Raw genomic sequence first — 2,713 nt, 5'->3', positions numbered from 1 at the left:
CGGTCTCGATCGCGGCAACCCGCGCTGCCGCGTCCGGGATGATGCGGACGATGAGGCGGACGAGATAGGGCTTGCCGGCGTCCCAATAATGGGGGTTTCGCTCGTAAAGAATATGGCTGCCGCGGACCCACTCCTTGAACACGAAGGGGCCGGTGCCGGTCGGGGCATTATTGGCGGGGTTGGCGTCGACCGGGCCGCCCTGTTCGTAGATGTGCTTGGGCACGATCGGCGACTCCGCTGCCGCAAACGCGCTGAGCAGGTAGGGTGCCGGTTTGGCGAGCACCAGGATGACGGTCAAGGGATCGGGCGTGCGCACCTCCGACACATTGGCGAAGGTGGAGCGCCCGCGCGGATGCACGGACTTCAGTGCGTCGATCGAGAAGGCAACGTCGGCTGAGGTGAAGTCCTTGCCGTCGTGCCACTTCACGCCGGGACGCAACTTGAAGACGTAGGAGAGGCCGTCTTCGGCGACGTCCCAGGAGACCGCGAGCTGCGGCTTGGGCGCGAGATTGAAATCATAAGTCAACAGGCCTTCCTGAACCTTGGCCGCCACGATGACCGTGTTGTAGGCGGTGTGCGCGACCGCCGAGATCGTCGGCGGCTCGGCAGAAAGCAGCAGCGAGAGCGTCCCGCCGCGGCGCGGTTCGGAGGCGTGCCCGAGACCCGCGCCCGCCGTCGCCGCGAGCGTGCCGGCCAGGCCCAAAAAATGACGGCGATTAAGCCTCAGAATGGAAGCGGACATTCGTTCTGCTCCGGAATTTAGAATGTTATTTAGTGTAGTGGTTCGATAGATTAAATGACCAAAGCATTGACGGACGAATGCGTCAATGTCTCGCTGCCTTGAGAGAAGGCGGAAGTGTGAATTCGGGCTTGCCTTTGTTGTAGCGGTGCCGTGGTCGGCGGAGAAGTGGGACAGAAGATGGCCCGAGAACTGAGGATTGGCATCATCGGCGGCGGGCCCGGTGGGCTGGCGCTGGCGCAGGGATTGAAGAAGGCCGGACTCCATCCGGTCGTCTTCGAGAAGAAGCGAGCGCGCTCGGACTACGTACAGGGATTCCGCCTTCGCGTTCGCGAGCGTGGGCTCGCCGCGCTGCGGGCGCTGCTGCCGGCGGCACTGTTTCAGGCCGTGTTGGACACCGCGGGCAGAGCGCCATCGGAAAGCCGCCGCTTCGACGAGTCGTTTTGGCCGCTCGACGGCCGCCGGGGTCCCGACCCCGCAGCGGATGATACGCTGATCGAACTCTCCTTGAGCCGTATCACGCTGCGCCAGGTCCTGCTGACCGGGCTCGACGATATCGTCGTCTATGGCAGTGCGTTCAGCCACTATACGGAGAACTCCGACGGTTCGGTCACGGCTCATTTCGACAATTGCGAGCCTGCTACGTTTGACGTGCTGGTCGGCGCCGATGGCGTCAATTCGCGCCTGCGCGTTCAGTTGTTGCCGACCGCGAAGATCATCGACACCGGCGCTCGCCGGTTCGCCGGGAAGGTGACGTTCGCCGAGGCCGAGCGAGCGGGTCTGGCACGCGTGCTGCAGGACTACAATGTGCACATCGAGCCGTCGGGCGGGCGTACCTTGATGGTCACCAGCCACCGGGTCGACCCGGCCAAATTCGCTGCGCACGGCCTGATCGGGCGCAACGACCCGACCCATGCCGGGCTTGCCGGACGTCACTTCGACAATACCGCCAGCTATGTCTGGTGGAACATCGCGTTCTGGCGGGACGAGATCGCCGGTGATGCGACGCTCGAAGCTCTCGACGGGCGCGGGCTGCTCGACCTGCTGTTGCGGCACAACGCGGACTGGCATCCCGAACTGCTGAAACTGATCGAGATCACCGATCCGTCGACCGTGGCGGCCTTGAAAGTTCGCTCATCGGTCCAGGTACCGCCATGGCCGACGCGACGCGTGACACTGCTGGGTGATGCCATCCACAGCATGACCTACTTCCGGGCGCTGGGCGCCAATTCGGCGATTTACGATGCGGGGCTCCTGGCGCCGGCGTTAGCGCGGGTCGCGGCCGGCGCCTCGCTGATCGAGACGCTCGCAACTTATGAGGCGGCCATGATCGCGCACGGATTCGCCGCGGTGACGGTCTCGCTGGCAGCAATGCAGCGAGCGCTCGGGGCAAGAGAAATTGCAGCCTGAATTTCACTCAAAGATCGGGAGACTGTTCGATGGCCAACCCCAGGATACCAAAAGCCTTCCAATCTGACTTAAAAACAAAAGCAAACTCTTCTGATCAAATGTTGCCTGTCGGGTTAGGCATCGTGACGATGCCGTCGGCTTTAGAACTATCATGATCGGGCCCGATCGGGAACCGGGAGCGGTCATGCGACTGACGCGGCGTCGCTTCCAGACTACGATGCTATCCGCCGCCGCGGTCGTGGTGTTCGCCGGCAGCAGCCGGGCGCTCGACGAGCAGCCCGTATCGGGGGGAACATTGAACTGGGTGTATTATCCCGATCCGTCGGCGATCATTGCGATCAATACGTCGTCGGGCACGGGGCAGACCATCGGCAGTAAGATCAATGAAGGGCTGTTGTCCTATGATTATGATCTCGCGCCCCGGCCGGTGCTCGCGACCTCGTGGAGCATCAGCGCCGACGGCAGGCGTTATGAATTTCGGCTGCGGCCCGGCGTGCGATGGAGCGATGGCCGGGACTTCACCTCGGCCGACGTCGCGTTCTCAATCCTGCGGCTGAAAGTCGC

At 63.3% G+C, this 2,713-nt stretch carries 3 protein-coding genes; 2 read left to right on the top strand and 1 reads right to left on the bottom strand.

Annotated features, from left to right (window positions below; translation table 11 throughout):
• The coding region (locus tag ABSG20_RS34115) for an ABC transporter substrate-binding protein (protein WP_423868838.1) at window positions 1-742 on the bottom strand (742 nt) is incomplete at its 3' end.
• Window positions 743-919: 177 nt separating this feature from the next.
• Between ABSG20_RS34115 and ABSG20_RS34110 the strand changes: the two genes are divergently transcribed.
• Together ABSG20_RS34110 and ABSG20_RS34105 are read left to right on the top strand one after the other, a co-directional pair.
• Window positions 920-2,149 carry an FAD-dependent oxidoreductase gene (locus ABSG20_RS34110; RefSeq protein WP_423868837.1) on the top strand — a complete coding sequence of 410 codons (1,230 nt, stop codon included), beginning with the start codon at window positions 920-922 and terminating at the stop codon, window positions 2,147-2,149.
• Between the two features lie 184 nt (window positions 2,150-2,333).
• A partial coding sequence (locus ABSG20_RS34105; protein WP_423868836.1) for an ABC transporter substrate-binding protein occupies window positions 2,334-2,713 on the top strand: 380 nt, incomplete at its 3' end.

The organism is Bradyrhizobium sp., from assembly GCF_049512235.1.
GTDB lineage: Bacteria > Pseudomonadota > Alphaproteobacteria > Rhizobiales > Xanthobacteraceae > Bradyrhizobium.
The sequence above is the reverse complement of the archived record's forward strand: the minus strand, read 5'-3'. Positions and strand labels throughout refer to the sequence as shown.

What these genes read in the sequence shown, in the direction of transcription:
- ABSG20_RS34110 (WP_423868837.1), top strand. Translation starts at nt 920, where the DNA reads ATGGCCCGAGAACTGAGGATTGGCATCATCGGCGGCGGGCCCGGTGGG.